The 25,013-nt window shown below is 31.5% G+C and carries 19 protein-coding genes, 1 tRNA gene, 1 CRISPR repeat array and 1 riboswitch (1 of these 22 cut by a window edge); of the genes, 16 read left to right on the top strand and 4 right to left on the bottom strand.

Translation table 11 applies throughout. From position 1 onward, the window contains the following. Window positions 1-1,501: a CRISPR direct-repeat array (repeat unit 30 nt; unit sequence GCTGAACCTTAACATTAGATGTATTGAAAT) (it extends 1,938 nt beyond the left edge of the window). A 79-nt stretch (window positions 1,502-1,580) separates the two neighbouring features. Continuing rightward, window positions 1,581-2,483 (bottom strand): sirohydrochlorin cobaltochelatase, encoded by a 903-nt coding sequence (locus U8307_RS04465; RefSeq protein ID WP_326910551.1) that lies wholly within the window; start codon window positions 2,481-2,483, stop codon window positions 1,581-1,583. A 132-nt stretch (window positions 2,484-2,615) separates the two neighbouring features. Beyond that, window positions 2,616-2,795, bottom strand: a riboswitch (cobalamin riboswitch). Between the two features lie 144 nt (window positions 2,796-2,939). On the opposite strand from U8307_RS04465, the gene U8307_RS04460 reads away from it, so the two are divergent. From U8307_RS04460 to U8307_RS04435, 6 genes are all read left to right on the top strand, one after another. Beyond that, window positions 2,940-3,563: a TetR/AcrR family transcriptional regulator gene (locus tag U8307_RS04460; protein ID WP_326910549.1), complete on the top strand. Its 624-nt coding sequence runs from the start codon at window positions 2,940-2,942 to the stop codon at window positions 3,561-3,563. Between the two features lie 15 nt (window positions 3,564-3,578). After that, window positions 3,579-4,478: an ABC transporter ATP-binding protein gene (locus tag U8307_RS04455; protein ID WP_326911536.1), complete on the top strand. Its 900-nt coding sequence runs from the start codon at window positions 3,579-3,581 to the stop codon at window positions 4,476-4,478. Window position 4,479: 1 nt separating this feature from the next. Next, window positions 4,480-6,078: an ABC transporter permease gene (locus U8307_RS04450; protein ID WP_326910547.1), complete on the top strand. Its 1,599-nt coding sequence runs from the start codon at window positions 4,480-4,482 to the stop codon at window positions 6,076-6,078. A 225-nt stretch (window positions 6,079-6,303) separates the two neighbouring features. Beyond that, window positions 6,304-7,395: an RDD family protein gene (locus U8307_RS04445; protein ID WP_326910545.1), complete on the top strand. Its 1,092-nt coding sequence runs from the start codon at window positions 6,304-6,306 to the stop codon at window positions 7,393-7,395. Window positions 7,396-7,553: 158 nt separating this feature from the next. Further along, entirely contained in the window at window positions 7,554-9,344 is a 1,791-nt protein-coding gene (locus U8307_RS04440) for an ABC-F family ATP-binding cassette domain-containing protein (protein ID WP_326910543.1), read from the top strand. 122 nt (window positions 9,345-9,466) lie between these two features. After that, window positions 9,467-10,525 (top strand): GerMN domain-containing protein, encoded by a 1,059-nt coding sequence (locus tag U8307_RS04435; protein ID WP_326910541.1) that lies wholly within the window; start codon window positions 9,467-9,469, stop codon window positions 10,523-10,525. A gap of 111 nt (window positions 10,526-10,636) precedes the next feature. Here U8307_RS04435 and U8307_RS04430 read toward each other — a convergent pair whose 3' ends face one another. Further along, on the bottom strand, window positions 10,637-11,650 hold the full coding sequence (locus tag U8307_RS04430) for an ABC transporter substrate-binding protein (RefSeq protein WP_326910539.1): 1,014 nt from the start codon (window positions 11,648-11,650) through the stop codon (window positions 10,637-10,639). Window positions 11,651-12,054: 404 nt separating this feature from the next. Here U8307_RS04430 and U8307_RS04425 point away from each other — a divergent pair, with 404 nt between their 5' ends. The 5 genes from U8307_RS04425 (at window position 12,055) to trhA (ending at window position 16,954) form a co-directional block, all read left to right on the top strand. Further along, on the top strand, window positions 12,055-13,416 hold the full coding sequence (locus U8307_RS04425) for a short-chain fatty acid transporter (protein WP_326910537.1): 1,362 nt from the start codon (window positions 12,055-12,057) through the stop codon (window positions 13,414-13,416). Window positions 13,417-13,589: 173 nt separating this feature from the next. Beyond that, window positions 13,590-14,642 (top strand): inorganic phosphate transporter, encoded by a 1,053-nt coding sequence (locus U8307_RS04420; RefSeq protein WP_326910535.1) that lies wholly within the window; start codon window positions 13,590-13,592, stop codon window positions 14,640-14,642. A 23-nt stretch (window positions 14,643-14,665) separates the two neighbouring features. Continuing rightward, on the top strand, window positions 14,666-15,289 hold the full coding sequence (locus U8307_RS04415; RefSeq protein ID WP_326910533.1) for a DUF47 domain-containing protein: 624 nt from the start codon (window positions 14,666-14,668) through the stop codon (window positions 15,287-15,289). Window positions 15,290-15,393: 104 nt separating this feature from the next. Next, entirely contained in the window at window positions 15,394-16,035 is a 642-nt protein-coding gene (locus U8307_RS04410) for a redox-sensing transcriptional repressor Rex (protein ID WP_326910532.1), read from the top strand. 271 nt (window positions 16,036-16,306) lie between these two features. Beyond that, window positions 16,307-16,954 carry a PAQR family membrane homeostasis protein TrhA gene (gene trhA, locus U8307_RS04405; protein ID WP_326910530.1) on the top strand — a complete coding sequence of 216 codons (648 nt, stop codon included), beginning with the start codon at window positions 16,307-16,309 and terminating at the stop codon, window positions 16,952-16,954. A 76-nt stretch (window positions 16,955-17,030) separates the two neighbouring features. Here trhA and ytvI read toward each other — a convergent pair whose 3' ends face one another. Then, a complete protein-coding gene (ytvI, locus tag U8307_RS04400) occupies window positions 17,031-18,104 on the bottom strand; it encodes a sporulation integral membrane protein YtvI (RefSeq protein ID WP_326910529.1) in 1,074 nt (357 codons plus the stop codon). A gap of 186 nt (window positions 18,105-18,290) precedes the next feature. Here ytvI and U8307_RS04395 point away from each other — a divergent pair, with 186 nt between their 5' ends. The 5 genes from U8307_RS04395 to U8307_RS04375 all read left to right on the top strand — a co-directional run bounded on the left by U8307_RS04395 (window position 18,291) and on the right by U8307_RS04375 (window position 24,765). Further along, on the top strand, window positions 18,291-19,133 hold the full coding sequence (locus U8307_RS04395; RefSeq protein WP_326910527.1) for a fumarate hydratase: 843 nt from the start codon (window positions 18,291-18,293) through the stop codon (window positions 19,131-19,133). Window positions 19,134-19,142: 9 nt separating this feature from the next. Continuing rightward, on the top strand, window positions 19,143-19,706 hold the full coding sequence (locus tag U8307_RS04390; protein ID WP_326910524.1) for a Fe-S-containing hydro-lyase: 564 nt from the start codon (window positions 19,143-19,145) through the stop codon (window positions 19,704-19,706). 128 nt (window positions 19,707-19,834) lie between these two features. Then, window positions 19,835-22,519: a diguanylate cyclase domain-containing protein gene (locus U8307_RS04385; RefSeq protein WP_326910522.1), complete on the top strand. Its 2,685-nt coding sequence runs from the start codon at window positions 19,835-19,837 to the stop codon at window positions 22,517-22,519. Window positions 22,520-22,670: 151 nt separating this feature from the next. Next, window positions 22,671-23,177 carry a hypothetical protein gene (locus U8307_RS04380; RefSeq protein ID WP_326910520.1) on the top strand — a complete coding sequence of 169 codons (507 nt, stop codon included), beginning with the start codon at window positions 22,671-22,673 and terminating at the stop codon, window positions 23,175-23,177. A 322-nt stretch (window positions 23,178-23,499) separates the two neighbouring features. Beyond that, a complete protein-coding gene (locus U8307_RS04375; RefSeq protein WP_326910518.1) occupies window positions 23,500-24,765 on the top strand; it encodes a Glu/Leu/Phe/Val family dehydrogenase in 1,266 nt (421 codons plus the stop codon). 155 nt (window positions 24,766-24,920) lie between these two features. On the opposite strand, the gene U8307_RS04370 is transcribed toward U8307_RS04375, so the two are convergent. Continuing rightward, window positions 24,921-24,993 (bottom strand) — tRNA-Arg (locus tag U8307_RS04370). Window positions 24,994-25,013 lie beyond the last annotated feature (20 nt).

The raw sequence follows: 25,013 nt of genomic DNA, 5'->3' as shown, positions 1-25,013 counted from the left end.
CTAACTTCCGCAGGCGGCAGCTCCCCAGCTGAACCTTAACATTAGATGTATTGAAATTCGGCTACCGCCTTATTTTTTGCTGGCTGCAGTCCAGCTGAACCTTAACATTAGATGTATTGAAATTCGGCTACCGCCTTATTTTTTGCTGGCTGCAGTCCAGCTGAACCTTAACATTAGATGTATTGAAATAAATATCCTAGTTCCTCTAACTCACTTCCTTGTACGCTGAACCTTAACATTAGATGTATTGAAATCTGTGTCTTCCGCTATGTAAGTTTGTCCATCAATTAGCTGAACCTTAACATTAGATGTATTGAAATATTGAAACTGTTGCAGACGGTGAAAATACTCAAAGCTGAACCTTAACATTAGATGTATTGAAATGGGTTATACATTCCTAAATTTTGTGTTGCGTTACCTGCTGAACCTTAACATTAGATGTATTGAAATGAAAGGAATATCATCACCTTCTACAACAAAGTAAGTTGCTGAACCTTAACATTAGATGTATTGAAATCCCTGATCTGTTACAACATAATCGATTCCGTTATCGCTGAACCTTAACATTAGATGTATTGAAATTGCCCTAAACAGTTTATTATTCTTTTTAATTCATCTTGCTGAACCTTAACATTAGATGTATTGAAATAGAAAACTTTTTACAAGAAGAGAGAGGGGATTTGGCTGAACCTTAACATTAGATGTATTGAAATGTATTTATGTTTGGAGTGCCATAATAAAAAGACATGCTGAACCTTAACATTAGATGTATTGAAATGGCGATATTACTGATATGAAACGGAGTAGAATCGCGCTGAACCTTAACATTAGATGTATTGAAATTACCTATTATCAAAAGTCTGGCTTCCATGCCTTTTAGCTGAACCTTAACATTAGATGTATTGAAATATGTAATAATTTACAAGATGTCAAAATAACATTTAAAGCTGAACCTTAACATTAGATGTATTGAAATTTGATGACAGTTTTAACTACGTACGTAGCATTTATTGCTGAACCTTAACATTAGATGTATTGAAATTTATTAGATAGCTCAACTTCCACGGCCAGTGTTATCGCTGAACCTTAACATTAGATGTATTGAAATATAAAAAGAAAGAATATTTTTTAAAAAAATTACGAGCTGAACCTTAACATTAGATGTATTGAAATTAGCTAAAGTTAATGAGAGTATGGGTGAATATAATCGCTGAACCTTAACATTAGATGTATTGAAATGTATAATTCTGTTTCCTGCTTATTTTTTTTAAATGGCTGAACCTTAACATTAGATGTATTGAAATAACTTGACTTTTGCAAGCATGGATACAAAGCTTAATGCTGAACCTTAACATTAGATGTATTGAAATTCTTCACAAATAAATGCGACAGCATTTGCAAAATAGCTGAACCTTAACATTAGATGTATTGAAATTAATTTAAAATTTGACGGTGAATTCATTATGTGTCGGCTGAACCTTAACATTAGATGTATTGAAATAATTCATCGCTATTTTCAAAAAAATACTTTGAAAATAGCGGTAGCCATCTTTAATTATCGTTTAGGATTACAATTTGTATCATTCTGTGTGATTTTTTATAGCATTACCAACATGATCCACATATATTTTATGAATTGACTCATATTCGCCTAATCCTTTAAGTACGCAGTCAACTTCAAATCCTTCTGATTGAAATATTGTTTTCCAAGAATCCTCTTCATCTCCAGCCATATCGTTATTAGCGTGGTCTCCTGCGACAATCATAAGAGGCTCAATAATAACCTTTGTATAACCAGCTTCTTTTACATGAGCAATTACAGTGTCTACATCAGGATAGCTTTCAACAGTTCCTACAAATACGTTACTCATACCTTTGTCTTTGAATATGTAATCAAGTGCAGCATAAGTTGAATTTGCATAATGGTGGGTACCATGTCCCATAAGAACTAAAGCAGTGTCTTGTGGTACATCTGTTGCGATTTCTGTTTTATACGCTTCTACTATTGCTATGTAATCTTCCATACTTGTAATCAGAGGATCGCTGAATGCAATTGAATCAAAATTTTCAATATATGGTTTAATTTCTGTCATCATTTCTTCATATTCGAAACCATTCATTACATGTGTAGGTTGGACCACAAGTGTACCTATGTTGTCAGCAACTAAATCTTTCATAGCTTCATCTACATTATTAATATAAAGTTCGTCACGTTCCTTAAGTTTGTCTATAATAAACTGACTTGTAAACGCACGGCGTATCTCATAATCATCATATGCATCTGAAATTGCAGTTTCAATTGCGTCAATAGTTTTTTTGCGTGTATCATTATAGCTTGTTCCAAAGCTTACTACAAGAATGGCCTTTTTTTCTGGATCACCTACATTGACAGTATTTTTAGATTCTACATTTTCATTAGGAGTACATCCTCCTAGAGATAGTACCGCTAATACGGTAGTAATTAGTACGATAATTTTTTTCATTTTCCTTCTCCTCGTATATTATAATTTTTTATATTTGCCCTGAGAGCAAATTAAAAGAGCTAATTAGTATTAAACTAATTAGCTCCCATTAAACTAAGACGTTTTAAAAATAAAACATGTACAATCCCCTACATATTTTTCTTATTTAAGGCAGGTTTCCTGGCTTGCAGTTCATTCTTCGTCTTGCCTTCCCAAAATTTCTTTCAGTGGCTTATTTAGACGTCGTCTCTGCTTACAGTGATGGGTTCGCACTGGATTTTAACCAGTTTCCCTATTATCTTTTTAAAAAGCACCTTAAATGTTTTTAATATTCAATTGATATCAATATAGCACAAGAAATTTTTTGTGTCAACAATTATATTTTTATTGACCTATTAGGTAAACGGTGCTATAATAACTGTATTGACCTAACAGGTAAATTGCATATTAATAAAACGACTATAAGTAGGTGATACTATGTTTTCAAAGTTTTTAAATTTAGAGCTAGAAAGACGAAATGCAATTATGAATGCGGCGTTTAGGGAGTTTGCCAATAAAGGTTTTGATGATGCTTCGACGAATGTTATTGCAAAAGAATCTGGCATCTCAAAACCGTTGATGTTTCACTATGTTAACAATAAAAAAGATTTTTTTCTTTTTCTATATGATTATTGTTTGGATATTTTGAACCGTGAGTATTTTGACAAAATCGATGTGCATGAAAAGGATATTTTTGAACGTTTGAGGCAGACATGTTTACTTAAAATTCAAGTGATGCAAAAATATCCATGGATTTTTGATTTTATTAGAGTGGCTGTTTTTACGGATTCTGTTGCGGTAAAAAATGAATTAAAAGAAAGACGTAAAATGGTTGAAAACAATAGTCTTGAACGATTTTATGGTGATATAGATGTGTCGCGTTTCCGAAGTGAGTTGGACATAAACAAGGCAAAGCAGTTGATTTTTTGGGCTGTAGGTGGATATGCAAGTCAAATATTGGATCAATTTAAAAGTTTGGATATCGTGGAGTTTAACTTTGAAAAAATCCGTACTGATTTTGACGGTTATCTTAACGAGTTACGAAAAGCTTATTATAAGTAATTGGAGGGTATTATGATGAACGTAATTGAAACAACAAAACTTATTAAGTTCTATGGGAAACATAAGGCCTTACAGGGAGTCGATTTAACTGTAAAACAAGGAGAAGTGTATGGTTTTATTGGTCCCAATGGAGCAGGAAAATCAACAACAATTCGTATCCTTTTAGGAATGCTTCGCAAGAATGGTGGAGAAGCGAAACTTCTTGGGGGTGATCCTTGGGAGAATGCTGTTGCTCTTCATAAGCGGCTTGTATATGTGCCTGGAGATGTGACTTTATGGCCTAACTTAACCGGTGGTGAGGTAATAGATTTCTTAGGTAGCTTGCATAGTAAAATTAATCCCTCTCGTCGCAAGGAATTGTTAGACAGGTTCCAGCTTGACCCTAAGAAAAAATGTCGGAGTTATTCCAAAGGAAATCGCCAGAAGGTAGCGCTAATCTCTGCTTTTGCTTCCGATGCGGAGCTTTTGATTTTAGATGAGCCTACTAGCGGCCTTGATCCATTAATGGAGCAGATTTTTCAGGAATGTATCTTCGAAGTAAAGAAACAAGGAAAAACCGTTTTTCTATCCAGTCATATTCTTGCTGAGGTAGAGGCACTTTGCGATCGAGTTGGAATAATTCGACAGGGAAAAATTGTTGAATCCGGCACCCTTGAAGAACTGCGACATTTAACACGCACAACTCTAACTGTTGAGCTTGCCAAGCCTACAAACCTCAATCAATTACATGGGGTTCATGATGTATTACAAAAGGAAGAGAAGTGGCGTTTTTCAGTGGATGCAAATGCAATGGCATCTGTGATGGGTACTCTTGCACTAATGGGTATTAAGTCGCTTATGGCGGAACCTCCAACACTTGAAGAATTATTCATACGTCACTACGGAGATACGCTTGAGAGAAAGGAGACGAACTAGTATGAAAAAAAATCATTTTGCTGGTACAGGCAAGCTGTTTAAGCTTTATCTACGTCGAGATAGAATCATACTGCCTATATGGATATTGCTTGCGTTAGCAGTGATTTACGGGCAGGTATCTTTTGTGAAAACAATGCCTGATTGGCAGATGTTTATTACTGAGCTGTCCGCAAGCCCTCTTACTTCTGCTATTCTTGGGCCTGTTGTACCGTTAAGCATAGAAGGCGCTATCCTGTGGAGGGGCATGCTGCAGGCTTCCATAACAGTTATGTTCGGAGCGGCAATTACTATGATTCGTCATACTCGTACAGAAGAAACATCAGGAAGAAATGAATTACTACTTGGAAGACCAGTAGGAAGATACGCTAATCTGACGGCAGCCCTGATTCTTTCCTGTGGTGGAAGTTTGATGGCAGGCTTATTGACGGCTGTGTTCTTGAAGGGAATTGGGTTAGCAGGGAGCGGTTCATTGTTGGCCGGCTTGACTCTTGCCGCTTCCGGTTGTATCTTTGCTGGGGTTGGAGGATTATGTGCACAGATTTTTGAACACAGCGGTAGCGCAAGAGGTGTCGTGTTTGGCGCATATCTAGTAACTATGGTTGCCATGGTTATAAATAATATGGGTGGTGGCAGTACTAGCTGGGTATGGCTTGCTCCTGAATCATGGTTTCGTATCACTCTCCCATTTGGGGGAAATCATGCATGGAAGTTGTTGATTTTTATTGTACTCGCTGCTCTACCTATGATACTTTCTTATATGCTGCTTGTTCGCCGTGATATGGGTGCTGGACTTATTCTGCAAAAAGAAGGTTCAGCTAATGCATCCCATCGTTTCAATTCTCCCATAGCCTTGGTCTGGCAGCAGCAAAAAGGCAGTATTCTGGTCTGGGCAATCGGTATGGCTTGGCTTGGAGGAATTATGGGTATGGGTACGCCTAATATATCTGAAGCCATCAGTTCTTCGTTCGCTCATATGGATACTTCTTGGGCATCTGCAATAGTAAAGTTAGGTAATCAGGAAGGTTTCATTGCTATTTTAATCTATATTCTGGGATTAATGGGCGGTTTATCTGTTTTTGCTATTACGGCGGTACAAAGTATGCGTCAGGAAGAAAAGGAGCATTATGCCGAAATAATATTGTCAAGACCTGTGAGTAGATTTAAGTGGATGGGAAGCTATTTAACAGTTGCCTTTGCAGGCAGCGTGTTGATACTTATTACTCTCGGTTTGGCTTCTGGCTTGGGATGGAGCATTGTTTCAGGAGAGTATAGTCATTTTATTCGCGTGTTATTTATGAGCCTTTCAAAAATTCCTTCTGTCTGGACAATTATCGGTATCGCTGCCCTCCTTTATGGCTGGCTACCTCGTATTGCGTTTGTTCTAAATTGGCTCATATTGGGCGTGTTTATTTTCATTGAGATGCTTTGGGAGGTTGGAATCGTAGGATGGTCCGCAATGCAATGGACGCCCTTCGCCTATGCCCATTACAGTATCCCCATTCAGGAACTTGCATTTGTGCCGCTTATTGTGTTGACTGTTATTGCAGCTGCGCTTACATGGTTAGGGTTTATTGGATTCAGACGTCGAAGTATTGGATAAAATTAGGTTATAAAGTGATTATTTCATTATGATAGTATGGTTACAACTTTGATTAAATACTTGAGAACTATCCTTTTGATATGATACTTCCAAAGCAGACAGTCTAATTAATTAATTCAGATTGTCTACTTGGAGGTATTTTTTATGTTTTCAAACTTTAATGTGACTTGCTAAAAATATAGAATATGGTTTATAATGATAGTAATAATATTAAGGGGGAGCTGTATGACAATAAAAGAAATTGAAACATTGTCTGGAATGGAACATGGTATTGGGGTTCCTCAAGCATTTTATCCGTGGCGAAGGTATTTGGCAAGAATGCTTGATATTTCTATTTATAATATGTTTTGGTCAATTTTTCTTATCTTTATGTTCAATGTTAATTTGTTGAATAGAAGCAATATAGGACATATATTTGATGGATTTATATCACTTGGTATTATGTTACTATTAGAGCCACTTTGTCTCCCTTTATTCAGAACAACTCCAGGAAAAGCAATATTCGGGCTTGTAATTAATACTTCTGAAGGTAGACGACTTTCTTATATCGAAGGATTAAAACGGACATGGGAAGTATTCGGTGTTGGAATGGGATACAATATTCCAATCTATCATATTATTCGACTTTGGAAGAGTTATGAGTTATGTAGTGATAATGAAATACAACCATGGGATAAACAGATATCTTATATCAAGAAAGATAAAAAGTGGTATCAAGGTTTGCTTTTCGTTGCAGCGCATGTAGCCATTATTGCAGTTTTATTTACTGCAATATCTGCACAGAAGCTTCCTCCTAATCGAGGGGACCTTACTGTAACAGAATTTGTGGAGAATTATAATTACTATGCTGATTTATATGATATAGATTTTGGTAATAAATATTTAGACAAAAGCGGACAATGGATGGAAAAGGCACTTGATGGAACAACATATATTGAATTAGGTTATTCTGATATGCCTGAGTACAACTACACTATTGAAAATGGAGATGTTACAGGTGTTGCCTTTATAATTGAACTAAAAAATAATGAGGATTGGATTAGTTCTTATGACAATCAAATGATTTTAGCTTCACTCTCCTTTGCCGGTGCTCAAGATGAGGTTAGTTTATTTTCAAAAGTTAATAGAAATATTATAGATAATATCATTAATAATAAATTAAAGAATTTTGAATTTATTGAAGCCAATATTGAATTTATCTGTAATGTTATTTATACAGGTTATATAAATACTTATGATGGTTATTTATTTCCTGATAAAAATTTAGAAGAAAATTATTTCAAATTGGATTATTCAATTAATAAGCTACAGTACTGATTTTTAATTGCAGTTGTTGAGTTGGGAATCAGTGAACTCGTTCAGCTAAAGCTGAAAATCGGGGCTTCAGAGGGGGATTCTATCCCACTTATAAAGGTGGGGATCTTAGATAATTTGATAAAGAAATAATTTATAATTATTTGAAAGGTAAACAAAATATGATTTTAACTTTAGACAAAATAAGCAAAAATTACGGAGAAAAAAAATTACTATATAATGTTGATTTATATTTAAATGAAGGTGAAAAAGTAGGTATAGTTGGAGTTAATGGAACAGGGAAGTCTACACTGTTAAAAATAATTGCTCAATTAGAGGAGCCAGATAGTGGAGATATTATAAAACGACAAGGTGACAGAATATGCTATTTACCACAGACTCCTGTTTTTGATGAGACAACGGTACTAGAGCAAATATTTATTAACGCAAGTTCGGAAACTAAAGAGTTAATGGAGTATGAGGCTAAAACAATTTTAAATAAATTAGGCATAACCGAATTTGATAAGGATGTAAATTTATTATCTGTTGGTCAAAGGAAAAGAGTTGCAATTGCAAGTGCTTTAGTTAATCCATGTGAATTGTTAGTACTTGATGAACCTACTAATCATTTAGATAATGATATGATAATTTGGTTGGAAAACTATTTAATAAAATTTACAGGTTCTATAATCATGGTAACACATGATAGATATTTTTTAGATAGAGTTACTAACAGAATAGTTGAACTTGATAAAGGAGATTTATATTCGTACCAAGGGAATTATTCTAAATTTTTAGAGTTAAAGTCACTTCGAGAGGAAAGTGAAATTAGTACTGACAGGAAAAGACAAAGCTTATTTAAGAAGGAACTGGCATGGATGCAAAGAGGCGCTAGGGCTAGGAGTACTAAAGCTAAAGGCAGAATACAACGATTTGAAATATTAAGTGAGCAGTTAGGTATTGAAGAAAAGGAAAAAGTAGAGTTAAGCTCAGTTTCTACACGATTAGGCAAAAAAACAATTGAAATAAAAAATATTTCAAAAAAATTTGGCGATAAAGAAATAGTAAAAGATTTTGAATTTTTAGTTAATAGAGATGCAAGAATTGGTATTGTTGGACCAAATGGAGCAGGAAAATCTACATTACTAAATATTATAGTAGGAAAGATTAAACCAGATAATGGTCATGTAGAAATAGGTGATACAGTAAATATTGGTTTTTTTTCACAAGAATCAGAAGTTTTAGATGAATCTTTAAAGGTTATAGATTATATAAAAAATATTGCAGAAATAATAGATACAGTAGATGGACCTGTTACAGCTTCTCAAATGTTAGAAAAGTTTTTATTTTATTCTGATTTACAATATAATACTATACAAAGGCTATCTGGCGGAGAAAGACGAAGATTGTTTTTACTTAGTATTTTAATGAAAGCTCCTAATATTCTAATTTTAGATGAACCTACAAATGATTTGGATATTGAAACACTTACTATATTAGAGGAATATTTAGAAACTTTTAAAGGTGCTGTAATTACTGTATCTCATGATAGATACTTTTTAGATAAGGTTGTTAATACAATTTTAGAATTGCCAGGTGATGGGACTATTCAAAAGTATAATGGTGGTTATTCTGACTATCTAAAGAAAAAGTTATCGTTCGAAAAACTATACGATATTCCTAAAGAAAAAGAGAAAAAAAATACTAGCAAAAATAATAAGATTAAATCAAAAAAGTTAAAATTCTCTTATAATGAAGAGAGAGAATATTGTACAATTGATGATGATATTGCAAATCTTGAACAAAAAATTAAAGAGTTAGAAATTCAATTAGAGAATAATTCCTCAGATTATGTAAAGCTTCAAGATATCATGGAAGAAAAAAGTAAAATTGAAAATCAGCTAGAAGAAAAAATGAACAGATGGATATACTTAAACGATTTAGCAGATAAAATATCTAAACAAAATAAATAAAAGAAATTTAAAAAATATTTAGATATAAATACAATTCGTCCAAAAAATAAATAAAAATTAATCATATATACCCTGCCTGTCAAATATAATAATATATATAAAGGCATGAGGAGGGTGTAAAATTGGCTTATAAGAAAATTATATCTCTAATAATAATTATTTGTATGGCGGCAAGCATAACAGGATGCAGTACCTTAGATATGATGGTTGGTTTAAAGGATGACGATAATAATCCAGATGTAGCAGATATGACAGATTTAACAGATTTTGAAATAGTTGATGACGGGATTGGAGAAGAAGTCATTGAGGAAGCTGTTGAAACAGTTACTGTAAACACCGCAGATGCAAAAATGACAGAGATTGTTGCTTACTATGAGGATGAAAATGGATTTGTTGTTCCAGTAAATACTAAAATACCATGGGAAGAAGGAATTGCAAAGGCGACTTTAAGAAGTTTGGTTAAAGGAAGTGAAACTGAAGAGAGAATTTCCCAGTCAGGATTACATGGTGTATTGCCTGAAGGTACTGAAGTAAGGGGAATGTCTATTAAAGACGGATTATGTAGAGTTGACTTCAGTGAAAATATCTTAAATACTGAAACTTATGAACAAGAACAAAATATGATGACCGCTATTACATACACTTTAACAGAGTTTTCAACAGTAAATAAAGTAGAAATATTAGTTGAAGGTCAAGCAATGGATACTTTATCAAAGGGTTACGTTATAAATACAGCCTTTGAAAGAGGAAATATAAATTTATTTGGTTCAGAGAATGGAGTGAATTACACTGTTTATTATAAGGCTCCTGACACAGAAGTTGCAGGGCATTATGTTCCAATAACTTTTTCTTCTAAGAAAGTAGAAAATCCAATTGTAACAGTTGTTGAAAGATTATTTAGCGGCGCACCAGCAGACACAGAATTAAGCAATAAAATTCCATATGGCGTGAATTTAAGAGATGTTGACGTAGTAGGTGATACTGCTGTAGTAAATTTAGGTGTTGAAGCTGTTAATTTATCGGAGCAGGAATTTGAAGATATGAATACAATTGTTGTTCTATGTCTTAATCAATTTTCCGATGTAGTTAATGTAGATTATAAAATTGAAGGATTATCTTTTGAGGAAGCTGGTTTAGTTTTTGAAGAGGATAATACAGTACCAGTATTTAATCAATATTAAAACGAATTAAGTAATATATGCCATATAAATTTATATATAACATAATAAGGCTATTTAAAGTTTAAAAACTTCAGCAATGATAGCTGAAGTTTTTTATTTATAGTTTTTATATTACTTATTAGCTTCGTAATTTTCCTTTGCTTTTAAAGCAAATTCTGGAGTTTGTATAGCATCGTAAGGAGGTCCTTCTTCTATTTCTCCTGCGGTTTTCATAATATCAACCAATCGATTATATCCATCTTCTCCTAACACTAAGTTTGGATTCCAAGTATCTTGATTTTTGTAGGTTTGAACAATATTAGCTAGAAAATCTAGTTCTGTATCAGGGAATTGAGCAAGTAGTACTTCTGCCACTTCTTCTGCAGTATGTTCTTCTACCCAAACCATTCCTTCATAAAGAGCATTAGAGAAGTTTTGAATTAATTCAGGATTTTCATCAATATAATCTTGTAATGCTGAATAACATGTATAAGGAATATATCCAGCTAATTCTCCTACTGAAGCTACTACATAACCGTTCCCATCTAATTCAAAGGATGAAGCAAGTGGTTCAAATAACGTAGTATAGTCAGCTTCTCCAGATGCAAAGGCACCTGCCATCATATCAAATTGCACATCAGTTCTAACATCAAGATCAACACCTGGAGTTAACCCATCTTGTTTCAAAACATATTCTAAAGCCATAAGGGGCATACCACCTTTTCTGCCACCGAGAATAGTTTTACCTTTCAATTTATCAATAGTGAAATTTTCATCCTTTTCTCTTCCAACTATAAATGAACCGTCTCTTTGAGTAAGTTGTGCAAAGTTAATCGCAGGATCTTCTCTACCTTGTAGATACACATATATGCTGGCTTCAGGGCCCATAAAAGCTATGTCAGCTTCACCACTAACTAAAGCAGCCATACATTTATCTGCTCCACCACCATTAGTAAGATCAATTTGTATACCGTACTTATCAAATAGTCCTTTTTCAATTGCAACGTATTGAGGAGCATAAAAAATAGAATGTGTAACTTCTACTAGACGTACGTTTTGCTTCTCAGTTGTTTCCTGCTCACAACCAACAAGTACCAAAGATGTCATTAGAAGAACAACCATAAGTAAAGAAATAATTTTTTTCATTAAAACAGCCTCCTAAAACAATATATTATCTAGTATATTCATAGCTTTATTAAAGAGTTACTGATATTAATATTAATATCAGTGTAACATTGTTAAATATATATCAACAAACCTAATTATTATAGTTATATTAAAAGTATAAAAAGTACATTATAATAAAACATTGAAAAATAAACGTTTACATGTTTATTATTATTGTATTTATTTATAATAATAATGATTATATATGTTTACGATTGATAAACATTAAATTATACGTTGTTTTCTCGATAAATCTTCATTATACTTTAAGTTACTAATTTGAATAAGTTGGACAAATTGTTTAAAATATAACTGAACTACTTACAATAACTAATTGATAAATAGCACTAAGTTATTTATAAAATTTTTTAGGAGGACATACTATGTTTAAAAAATTTACAAATGGTTGTGTATCTGTTATGAACAAATATTTACCAGATCCTTTTTTATTTGCTATTATCTTAACAATAATTACATTTATTGGTGGAATAGTAGTAACAGATCAATCACCTTTCCAAATGATTCTGCATTGGGCAGGTTCAGGCGGATTTTGGGGACTACTTGCATTCTCTATGCAAATGGTCTTAGTATTAGTTTTAGGAAGTGCTATGGCACAAGCAAAGTTCTTTAAAAGATTGCTTAAAAGAATAGCAAAAACTGCAAAAACACCTATTAGAGGAATTATGATTACTTCTTTTATATCCGTTGTTGCTTGTTGGATTAATTGGGGTTTTGGACTTGTAATTGGGGCATTGTTAGCAAAGGAAATTGCTAGAGAAGTAAAAGGTGTTGACTACAGACTTTTAATTGCATCAGCGTATTCAGGATTTATTGTATGGCATGGCGGTATATCGGGATCTGTTCCATTAAAGGTTGCAAATGCAGGAGCTTTATCTGATGTTGCTCCTAATGTGTTTGATGCTGCTTTTACTATACCAACTAGTCAAACTATATTCTCTCCAATGAATTTAGTTATATCAGCAGTTATAATTATTGGTTTACCATTTGTTTGTAGAGCAATGATGCCTGATGAAGAACATACAGTTGTAGTTGATCCTAGTAAATTAATTGAAAAAGAAGAAGTTGAAGAAGATAAAAGTAAATTTTCTCCAGCAGATAAATTAGAGCGTAGTAAAATAATATGGATTATTACTTTAATTTTTGGATTTACTTTTATAGTTTATAACTTCACTCAAGTTGGATTAAATTTAAGTCTTGATTTTGTAAACTTTATATTCTTATTTGTAGGTGTATTGTTACATGGAAGTCTTAGAAATTACATAGATGCAATATATGACGCTGCATCCAGTGCAGCAGGTATAATACTACAATTTCCATTTTATGCAGGTATAATGGGTATGATGGTTGGTGTAAATCCTGAAACAGGATTATCTTTAGCAGGTGTTATATCTAGCTCGTTTGTTAGCATATCTACTGTAACTACTTTCCCATTGTTTACATTCTTAAGTGCGGGTATTGTTAACTTTTTCGTACCTTCTGGTGGTGGACAGTGGGCAGTTCAAGCTCCAATAATGATGCCAGCAGGAGCAGAAATTGGTGTTGATGCTGCTAAAACAGCAATGGCAATTGCATGGGGTGATGCTTGGACAAACATGATTCAGCCTTTCTGGGCTTTGCCTGCTTTAGGAATTGCTGGATTAAGTGCTAAGGATATTATGGGATATTGCGTAATTACTTTACTATTTAGTGGAGTTGTAATTTGTGCAGGATTCTTAATATTCTAGCGTTTCGAATATAGTAAAAAAACATGAAGCCCCCTTAATAATGGGGGTTTTTTGTTTAATTTGAAAATAGTATAGAAAAAATATCTAATTTATGGTATATTATATATGTAAATATTTAACAATAAGAAAAGATTTTGAAATACGTGATAAATAAAAATTATCAGGAGTTTATTATGGTCATTTCATTTTCAAATTTTTTGTATATGATTACAACAAATTCTATGCTGTTCATTACAGCTGTTTTAACGTTAGTAGTAATTTTAGTAAATGGTTGGACTGATGCACCTAATGCTATTGCAACTTGTGTATCTACTAGATCAATTACAGTTAAATCAGCAATTTTAATGGCAGCTGTTTTTAATTTTTTTGGTGTATTTGTAATGACAGCTATTAATGCGAATGTCGCTCAAACTATCTATAATATGGTAGATTTTGGTGGAAATTCAAAAGATGCTATAGTTGCCCTTTGTGCTGCTTTATTTGCTATTGTTACATGGGCAACGGCAGCTTGGTGGTTTGGAATACCGACTAGTGAAAGTCATGCTTTAATAGCAGGCATATCTGGAGCAGCCATTGCATTACAAAATGGATTATCTGGCATTAATGTAAATGAATGGGCAAAGATAATATATGGATTAATTATATCAACTATTTTAGGATTTTTATTAGGGTGGATTGTAGTAAAGGTAATTGGAATTGTTTGTAAGGGACTTAACCGAAGAAAAGCAAATGATTTTTTTCAAAAAGCTCAAATAGGAAGTGGCGCTGCTATGGCATTTATGCACGGAGCACAAGATGGGCAAAAATTTATGGGCGTTTTTATGTTAGGAATATTTCTTGCGAATGGACAAGCAAATGTTACGGATTTTATTATTCCTGTTTGGATGATGATATTATGTTCTTTAATAATGGCTATTGGAACGTCAATAGGCGGTTATAGGATAATTAAATCTGTAGGTATAGATATGTGCAAATTAGAAAAATACCAGGGTTTTTCAGCTGATATTGCAGCTGCTTCTAGTTTGTTTATTTCATCTATCATAGGAATGCCTGTTAGTACGACTCATACAAAGACTACAGCGATTATGGGAGTAGGAGCAGCTAAGAGACTTTCCTCTGTTAATTGGGGTCTGGTAAATGAAATGGTATTGACATGGGTATTGACTTTTCCTGGGTGCGGAATAATTGGATTTTTAATGGCTAAGCTGTTTATTATTATTTTTTAAAATTATATGATAGAGGTATAGTAATGGCGCGTAAAAATGTATATAATTATTTTAATGAATTTGTAAAATTATCTGATTATTGCTGCTTGGCATCAAAATTATTAGATGAAACATTAGTAAATTATAATGCAGCAACTTTACAAAAAAAGATGAAAGAAATGCATGAAATTGAGCATAAGGCAGATGCAGAAGCTCATGAAATTATGCGTAGGTTAGCACGTGAATTTATAACACCAATTGAACGTGAAGATATATTGTCGTTGGTGCATGAAATTGATGATGTAACAGATTGTATTGAAGATGTGTTATTACATATGTATATGTATAATGTAAAAAGAATTAGAAATGAAGCTTTGAAATTCTCTAAGTTAATTGTTGTTTGTTGTGAGGAACTTAAAAAAACTTTTATAGAGTTTAGTAATTTTCGTAAGTCGAAGAATATACATAATGGAATAGTTTTAATTAATAAATTAGAAGAAGATGGTGATAATATTTATACAGAAGCAGTCAGACATTTACATATGATATCTAAAGATCCTATTGAAATTATGTCTTGGACTGAAGCATTTAATAGATTAGAAAAATGTTGTGACGCATGTGAAGAAGCTGTAAATGTTGTTGAAAGCATAATTATGAAAAATTCATAGCATGCCAACTTGACAGTTTAAATCTTAAAAAAATTTAATTTTTAGAAAAAAATATGTTGCAATAAAATAAAAAGATTGTTAAAATAAGTGCAGGAGGCTTGACAATGGACAAAAATGATAGAATATCACCTGCAGTAATAAGAAGATTACCAAAGTATTACAGATATTTAGGTGAATTAAAAAAAATCGGCGTAAACAAAACTTCATCTAGGGAATTAAGTGAGATGACTGGTTTTTCTGCTTCTCAAATACGTCAAGATTTAAATAACTTTGGCGGATTTGGTCAGCAAGGCTTTGGTTATGATGTTGAAAAATTACGAACTGCAATAGGTAAAATATTAGGATTGGATAAAAAGTATAGGCTTATAATTATTGGTGCTGGAAATATTGGTCAAGCAATTGCAAATTATACTGGATTTTATGAAGCTGATTATGAAGTAGTTGCTTTGTTTGATAAGAATCCTAAACTGATAGGTTTATCTATGAGAAATGCTGTTATAAAGGACATAGATGGTATTGAAGAATTTTTAGGTAAAGAAAAAATTGATATAGTTGTAATATGCACACCAAAGAGCGTATGTCAACAAATAGCAGAACAAGTAATAAAGTGTGGGATAAAGGCAATTTGGAACTTCGCACCGAAAGATTTAAAAATGCCAGAAGATGTTTATGTTGAAAATGTTCATTTAAATGAAAGTTTATTTTCACTAACTTATTACTACAATAAATTAAATGAAGAAGAATAAAAAGTAGAGATTATACTCTGCTTTTTTATTTATTGAAAATTAATGTTACAATAAATTAATAATGCTATATGTTTTAATACCTTATCGTCATCTGAAAATTGTATGCATACCGCGGGACGCATGCAATGCTTCCCCTACAGAATAGTTCTATTTGATGCATAATTTTATTCTATTCTGTTAAATATATAATCATGTATTGACATATTTTGCGAAAAGGAATAATATATACTATATAATATAGTTATTAAAACTACATAAAAGGGATGATTATATGAATAAAGATAAAAAAGAGATAACAAGTGCATTAACCCATCTAGGTGGAGCTATATTTGGCGTTATAGGTATGTTTATGCTATTGAGTGTTGCAATAAAATCTAATAATACAATGAGTATTATAGCTTTTATTGTTTTTGGATTAAGCATGATTATGTTATATTCAACTAGCACAATATATCATTTTATTGATAAGTCTAAGAAAAGAGCAAAACTTGTAATGAGAAAGCTTGATCACATTATGATATTTGTATTAATTTCAGGCACCTATACTCCTATTTGCTTGTTAGTTTTAAATAAAAGTGTAGGATATAAGCTACTTAGTGTTGTATGGACAATTACATTAATAGGAGTATTTATTAAGATATTTTGGATTAGTGCTCCGAGATGGGTAAGTTCAGGTTTGTATATAGGTATGGGATGGATGTCTATTTTAGTTATGATGCCATTAGTCAAAAGTATGTCAGCAGGTGGTATGTTTTGGTTAGTTTTAGGAGGATTATTGTATACTATAGGTGGGGTTATATATGGTCTAAAAAAACCAAATATTAATAAACCTTGGTTTGGGTTCCATGAATTATTTCATGTATTCGTTCTAGCAGGAACATTCTGCCACTTCATAATGATGTATCTATTCATAGTATAATTACACGATATATTGTAATTATTAAATTTAATATAATAAAAAAGCGCATATACTTATATAAGTTATGCGCTTTGAATTATTTAAACAACTTAATTTTGCCTGTATCATTTAAATATTTAATTAAAATGGCAGTAACAGGTGCCAATATAAATCCTATAAATCCAAATAATCTTAAGCCAGCATACATAACAGTTATTGTAACAATTGGATGAAGACCTATTTGTTTTCCAATTATTCTAGGCTCTACAGTATTTCGTACAACAGTAACAACTATATACAACACAAATAATCCTATTCCATAGCTATAATTTTTCAAAATCAATTCAATTATTGCCCAAGGAATAATTACTCCACCAGTGCCTAGTACGGGCATTATGTCTAATATTGCAATTATTGCTGCAATAGGTAAAGCATATCTGACATTTAATAAAGATAATCCAATAAACAATTCTATAAATGTAATAAATAATATAATTACATATGCCTTAATCATTTTCCACAGTGTACCAGTTAAAAAGACTCTAGCTTCATCAAAAGTTGAATTAAATTTGTCTGGTAGTTGTCGTTTAAAAAATGAAGTTATATTACTGTATTCTACACTAATAAATATCGATAATACTATTGTAAAAATAACGGATATTAAATATAAAGGAAAATTAGATATAATACCTGTTGCTAATTGAACTATATATATAGATAAATTTCTTACTCCTCCTGCCAAGTATTCTAATCCATTCATAATTACATTTGAAAGGGTATTTGCAACATCAGGAGATATTGTTTTGGCATTTTCAACAATCCAGTTATTAAGTTCAAATAATAATGGCTCTATTCTAGTAAAGTAAAAACTAGGCAAGATTCTGATTAATTCTGCCATTTGAGACCACAAAAATGTAAAAAAAAGCCATAATATCATTGCAATTACAAAATAAAATAGTGCAACTACAAACATAGAAACATTTTTGCCCTTAATACGAAAATATTTATTTATAAACCTAGTAACTGGTCTAAGTGCAAGGGCAATTAAAAATCCAACAATAAAAGGCATTACCCAATGTATAACGTACACAAATACAAAATAAACGACAGCATAGACAGTTACAGCAAAGGCTACATTTATTATAAATTTCTTTTTTTCATCATAGGTCATTTGATTTATTCCTCTTAATAGTATTTTATATGTTGAAATAATTATAATATTAAAAAAACTTTATTGCAAGCGTTATTTGAATGATAATTATATAGAAAAAATATCTTTATAATGCTATAATTAAAAAAATATTAAAGGTATTGTTTAAGCAATTTTACGATGTATAAACGGAAAGGTAAGGTAGTCATGAGAAATATAAGTTCTATTAATATAACTAAAGCAATAAAAGAGCTATGTATTGAAGCAAATTATTATATTCCAGAAGATGTAATAACAAAAATAGAAGAAGCAAAAAAATCTGAGCCTTGGTCAATGGCAAAGGATATTTTAGATAAAATATTGACTAATATAGAAATAGCAAAAAATGAAGATGTACCAGTTTGTCAAGATACGGGAATGGCATGTGTATTTATAGAAATAGGACAGGATGTTCATATAATTGATGGGTTATTAGAAGATGCAATAAATGAAGGTGTAAGACAGGGATATAACGAAGGATATCTAAGGAAATCAGTTGTAGAAGATCCATTAATAAGAGTAAATACTAAAGACAATACGCCGGCAATAATATATTATGATATAGTTCCAGGAGATAAACTTAAAATTACAGTTGCCCCAAAAGGGTTCGGTTCGGAAAACATGAGTCAAATTAAGATGTTAAAACCGTCAGATGGAATTGAAGGTGTAAAAGACTTTGTACTAAATGTTGTTAAAGAAGCAGGCCCTAATCCATGTCCTCCAACAGTAGTTGGCATTGGTATAGGAGGAACATTTGATAAAGCAGCTTATTTAGCTAAAAAAGCATTAATAAGACCTTTGACAGAACAAAATTCAGAAGAGTTTTATGCAAATTTAGAAAATGAGATATTAGAAAAGATAAATAATCTAGGTATTGGACCTCAAGGATTTGGAGGAAAAACTACAGCTCTTAAGGTTAATATAGAAACTTATCCAACTCATATAGCTGGTCTACCAGTTGCAGTAAATATTAATTGCCATGTTACTAGGCACAAAAGTATATTACTTTAGGAGGTTACTATGGAAAAGAAAATATCCACGCCCTTAACATATGAAAAAGTTAAAGAATTAAAAGTAGGAGACAGGGTTTTATTATCAGGCACTATTTATACTGCTAGGGATGCTGCTCATAAAAGATTAATGGGATTATTAGATAATGGAGAAAACTTACCAATAAATATAAAGGATTCTATAATTTATTATGTAGGTCCATCGCCAGCAAAACCAGGTAAGCCTATTGGTTCAGCAGGGCCAACTACAAGTTATAGAATGGATTCATATACTCCAAGGTTGTTAGATAAAGGGTTACGAGGAATGATAGGCAAAGGTTCAAGGTCAAAGGATGTTGTAGAATCAATAAAAAAGAATGAAGCTGTTTATTTTGCTGCAATAGGAGGGGCAGCAGCATTAATGGGAAAATCAATAAAAAAAGCTGAAATAATTGCATATGAGGACTTAGGATCTGAAGCAATTAGGAAATTAGAAGTTGTTGAGCTACCTGTTGTAGTTGCAATAGATTCACAAGGTAATGACCTTTATGAAATAGGGCAAAGGAATTACCGTCAAAATGTTAATTTATTGTAAAATATGTTAACTTAAAAAAATAGAAGGGTATAATGTTAGATATGTTTAATTATAATCTGTGTAATTTACTCTTAGTTTATTCGTAAATTTTGATTTAAAGAATAATATAATTAGAAGGAATTAAAAGAATGAGAAGAATTAAAAATGACATAAAAGAACTTCCGATAAGAGTAATTGTTATTGTTTCGTTTATATTACTTATGTTAACAACTATTAGTTTAATAGGTTATATAGTTTTTTTCAATTGGATATATTCAACAGATGATATTATAACAAAACTGGCTCAAGATATGAATGAAGAAATATATCATGAAATTGATATGTTTATGAATGTTCCAGAGCAAATTAATGAAATGAATCAAAAACTTTTAGAAAATAATATTGTTGATTTAAACAATGAAATTGAACGAGAAAAATATTTTGTTGGAGTTTTGAAAACTCAAGGTTATGATGTTTACAGTTTTAGTTATGGAACTGTAAATGGAGAGTATTATGGCGCTCGTAGAAATAGAAATAATGACATAGAAATTATGAAAAATAATGCAGATACAAAAGGACATTCTTTTTATTATTCTATAACAGATGAGATGACATCAAGTGAACTTGTAGTAGATGCTGGAGAATTTGATCCTAGAACGAGAGATTGGTATAAGGTAGCCAAAGATAATCAGAAACCTATGTTTTCTGAAATATATAAGCATTTTGTTATGAATGACTTGACTATTTCAGCAGCTGTACCTATATATAAAGGAGGAGAACTAAAAGGAGTTTTGGGGTCACACATAACCCTTTCGAGAATAGACAATTACTTGAGAGAAATAGTAAAAGATAAAAACGCTTATGCTATTATAATCGAAAAAAATACTGGTAAATTAATTGCCAATTCTCTTAATATGGATAATTTCATAACTTTAGATGATGGAACCATCAAAAGGTTAACAATTAATGAAGTGAATAATGAAGAAGTATTAAAATCGTATGAAAAATATAAAAGTATACAAAGCAGTAATTTTAAAATAAAAAACAATGAAGATAATTTACATATTAATTTAATTGAATATCAAAAAAATGGTATAGATTGGATTGTAATTTTAGCTGTACCATTTAGTTTGTTTACAGCAGGTATATTTGATAATATGAAGTTGGCTTCATTACTAATTGTTATAGCTCTAATAATATCAATATTTTTTTATTACAAACTTACTAATAAACTTCTAAAACCTATAGATAATTTAATAGATACTACAGAAAAACTGACTCAAGGGGATTTGAGAATAAGAGCAGTTACTAAAAGAAATGATGAAATAGGTAAGTTGACTAAGTCTTTTAATAAGATGGCCGATACAATATCATCCCTTGTTTTTAATCTTGAATCAAAGGTAAAGGAAAGAACCCTTGAATTAAAAGAAAATAAGGATTATCTTCAGTTAATTTTAAATTCAACAGTTCAAGCTATTTATGGTATGGATATTAATGGGAAATGTACATTTTGCAACACAAGTGGTTTAAAAATGTTGGGCTACTCACACCAAGACGAGTTATTAGGAAAAGATATTCATAAGTTAATTCATCATACTTATAAAGATGGAAAAACAATGCCTATAAGCGAATGTAAAATATATAAGGCTCTTTTAGAAGGAAAAGGAACTAATGCAAATGATGAAGTTTTTTGGAGAGCAGATGGTACAAGTTTTGATGTGGAATATAATTCTTATCCACAGTATAAAGAAGGAAAGGTTATCGGTGCTGTAGTTACATTTATTGATATTACAGAACGTAAGAAAAATGAAGAACACATAAAATATATTAGTTATCATGATTCACTTACTGATTTGTATAATAGAACTTTTTTTGAAAGTGAATTAAAGAGACTAGATACAAATGAAAATCTACCTATATCTATTATTTTTGGAGATGTTAATGGGCTTAAACTTACTAATGATATATTTGGGCACGTTGCAGGGGATGAACTTTTGAAAAAAACAGCAGATATATTAAAAAATGTTTGTAGGGAAAAAGATATAGTTGCTCGTGTTGGTGGAGATGAATTTGCGATTGTTTTACCGAACACCTCAGGGAATGATGCAGAAAAAATCATTGGGAGATTAAAAAAAGAAATTTCTAAAATAAAAATTATTGCTATAAAGGCTAGTATGTCAATGGGTTATGATACAAAAATAAATTTAGAACAAGATTTAGAACGTACGATGGAAAATGCTGAAGAAGAAATGTATCAAGATAAAACACTTAATCGAAGCAAAATAAATTCTAATTTACTTAATACAATTATGGAAACATTGCATGATTTGAGTTGTCGTGAAAAAACTCATTCAATAAATGTTAGCGAATTATGTGAGGATATAGGTTATGCAATGAATTTGACAGAAACAAACATAAGAAAATTAAAACAAGCTGGCTTCTTCCATGATATAGGGAAAATAATATTAAATGAAGATATTTTAATAAATGATGATGTTCAAACTGAAGAAGAGAATAAAGAAATGGAAAAACACGCTGTTATAGGGTATCGGATTCTAAATTTATTTGATAATACAGTGGATTTAGCAGAAGGAATTCTTTATCATCATGAAAATTGGAATGGTACAGGTTATCCTAAGGGCATTAAGAGAGAAGAGATTCCTAGATTAGCTAGAATAATAAGAGTTGCAGAATCTTATGATTCTATGACAAATGATTTTACTAATGATGCTATGACTAAAGAAAAAGCTTTAAAAGAAATAAAAAAACAATCGGGAATTGTATATGATCCTGATATTGTAGATATTTTTATTAAAATGATGTCTGATAAATGATAAATGTTAATGTGCAAAAGTTGTTAATAGTATAGAAATTAAAAAAATAAGTAAGGTTATGTAATAAACATATTATAGTAGCTCACTTTTATTAATTTAACATATAATATTACAAGATATTACAAATATTGTTATAAAGGAGTTTTAAAAAGTGAATTATAATAAAATTGAAAACTATAATTGTTATAAAAATAAAACATCTAATTTTAAAGCTTTTATTAATGAAGTGCCAGTTAATCAAGATGTTGGATATATACAATTGTATGTTTTTAGAGAGCGTGGCAGAGTCCCAATTCCAGATGCAGAAGTAACAATTTATGCAAGACAGACTACTTTTGTAGGAGTTCCTATAGAAACATTTGTAACAACTGTTAATCCAATTACTATTGAATTGCCGGTAGCACATCCAACAGGAATATTAATTACGGGGCCAGAATATAAATTTACAACTTATAATATGACAATAACTGCAGCTGGTTATTCCCCTGTTAGTATTGTAAATATACGTATATTTCCAGGAACAACAGAAAACTATGATATTAATATGATAGAAGTTACACCAGGTGTTTTTCCTGTTCCAGAAAAAATTATTAATATACCCCCACATCCTAGGGATTTAATTAATAATCAAAGTTACTATAGGAAATTTTATTTGTAAATTAAGAGGGTGCGTTAGATTATCAATTAAAAGTCCACTCAGTATTATACTGGGTGGACTTTTTAATATCTTATCTTATGCTAAACATTAATTTATCTATTTTGCATTTTAATCGTTAAAAACTAATGGCTTTAGTTTTGAATGGTTTACTAGGGAAAATTGTCTAAAATTTTTCTAACAGTAAATTTACATTATAAGATATATATTTTAGCTTGAAATAATATTAATAGGGTGTTAAAATGTATTTGTCTGGTAATATTGTTAATGTATTAGCAATATTTAAGATAAAAATAACACAAATCATTTATTTGGAGGTTTAGTTATGGGAAAAGAGAATTTAAATCCTTTAGAAAATTCTCAATTACAAGTAAAAACTGCTTGTGACGCTTTAGGATTAGACTCAGCGGTGTATGAAATTTTAAAAGAACCACAAAGAGTTATTGAAGTTAACATTCCTGTTAGAATGGATGACGGAAGCATGAAATCTTTTAAAGGTTTTAGAGCATCACATAATGATTCAGTTGGTCCGACAAAAGGTGGAGTTAGATTCCATCCAGGTGTAACATTAGAGGAGGTTAAAGCTCTTTCTATATGGATGACATTTAAAGGCGGAGTAATGGGACTTCCTTATGGCGGAGGCAAAGGTGGAATTATATGTGATCCATTAACATTGTCACAGGGAGAACTGGAAAGACTTTCAAGAGGTTATATTGATAGACTTTATAAGTACTTAGGTGAAAAAGAAGATATACCAGCACCAGACGTTGGAACTAACGGACAAATTATGGCTTGGATGGTAGATGAATATAACAAATTAACTGGAACTTCAGCATTAGGTGTTATTACAGGTAAGCCTGTAGCATGGGGCGGTTCAGAAGGCAGAAATGAAGCAACAGGTTTTGGTGTTTCAATAGTTGCTAGAGAAGCGGCTAAAAAAGTTGGAATTGATATCAAAAAATCAAAAGTTGCTATCCAGGGATTTGGAAATGTAGGTCGTTTTACTGTTAAAAACGTCCAAAGACAAGGAGCTAAAATAGTAGCTATTGGAGAATGGGCACCAAAAGTTGGCACATATGCAATATACAATGAAGATGGATTAGATTTTGAAGATTTGTTGGCTTACAATAATGAACATAAGAATTTAGTTGATTATCCAAAAGCTAAAATGATTAGTCTTGATGAATTCTGGAATTTAGATGTTGATATATTAATTCCTGCAGCTTTAGAAAACGCTATAACTAAAGAAGTAGCAGAAAAAGTTAAAGCTAAATTAGTATGTGAGGCAGCTAATGGTCCTACAACTTCAGAGGCTGATGAAGTGTTGAATTCAAGAGGTATCCCTGTTACTCCAGATATTTTAACTAATGCTGGTGGAGTAGTTGTTTCATATTTTGAGTGGGTACAAAACCTACAAGGATATTATTGGAAAGAAAAAGAAGTTGAAGAAAAACAAGAAGTTAAAATGGTACAGGCGTTTAATGATGTATGGGCTCTTCAAGAAACACAAAAATGTACAACAAGACAAGCTGCTTATATGATTTCAGTTAAAAAAGTAGCTGAAGTAATGAAATTAAGAGGATGGTATTAATATAAATAATCGACGAAAAATAAGATAGGTCGTATCTTTATCTTATTAAAGTATAGTAAAATATTAAGCTTCTTTGACACCATGTCAAAGAAGCTTAATATTTTGTTAAGGCATAATATATACCTATATTTTATTCAAAGTATAACTTTTATTTATGAGCCATGAGGGATTCGAACCCCCGACGAACAGATTCGAAGTCTGCCACTCTATCCACTGAGCTAATGGCCCATGATTCAATACATTGAAGA

The organism is Sedimentibacter sp. MB31-C6 (assembly GCF_035934735.1).
In the GTDB taxonomy this organism is placed as follows: Bacteria; Bacillota; Clostridia; order Tissierellales; family Sedimentibacteraceae; genus Sedimentibacter.
The sequence above is the reverse complement of the archived record's forward strand: the minus strand, read 5'-3'. Positions and strand labels throughout refer to the sequence as shown.